Source organism: Pseudoalteromonas rubra (assembly GCF_005887115.1).
In the GTDB taxonomy this organism is placed as follows: domain Bacteria; phylum Pseudomonadota; class Gammaproteobacteria; order Enterobacterales; family Alteromonadaceae; genus Pseudoalteromonas; species Pseudoalteromonas rubra_F.
In genome coordinates, this window is sequence record NZ_PNCJ01000209.1 from 1 (window position 1) to 346 (window position 346).

1 protein-coding gene and 1 pseudogene are annotated in these 346 nt (G+C 47.4%); both read left to right on the plus strand.

Translation table 11 applies throughout. The annotated features are described in order from the left end of the window. Nucleotides 1-203: pseudogene (locus CWB98_RS24150) on the plus strand (hypothetical protein); the annotation flags it as partial. Beyond that, nucleotides 200-346 (plus strand): condensin complex protein MksE (locus CWB98_RS24750; protein WP_432765902.1); only part of this gene is annotated, 147 nt, incomplete at its 3' end. The pseudogene CWB98_RS24150 and the gene CWB98_RS24750, both read left to right, overlap by 4 nt.

Below are 346 nucleotides of genomic sequence, written 5' to 3' on the forward strand. Positions count from 1 at the left end.
TTATCGATGTACTCAGTGGCTCCTACCCAGAACTAGAAGCCGATGAGCTACTTTATCTGTATCAAAAGCTTATTAACGATGCGAGCTTAGCACTCGAGCAAGATACCCACCCAGAACAAAAGACCTTCGCTGGCAAGCGCTTTACCTTGTATCCCTTCGTTGCCGCCAGCGAGCCCACTAATGAGAGTAATGACCCGGTATGAGTCAGATTGATTTATCGCAGCTAACGCAACTGCATTACATTAACAAAAAACTAGTCAGTGGCTACCACATCAGCGAGCAAGACAACTTGGCCTGGCAAGAGCTAGACCAACAGCGAGACCAATACGAGCTGTTATTTACGGCC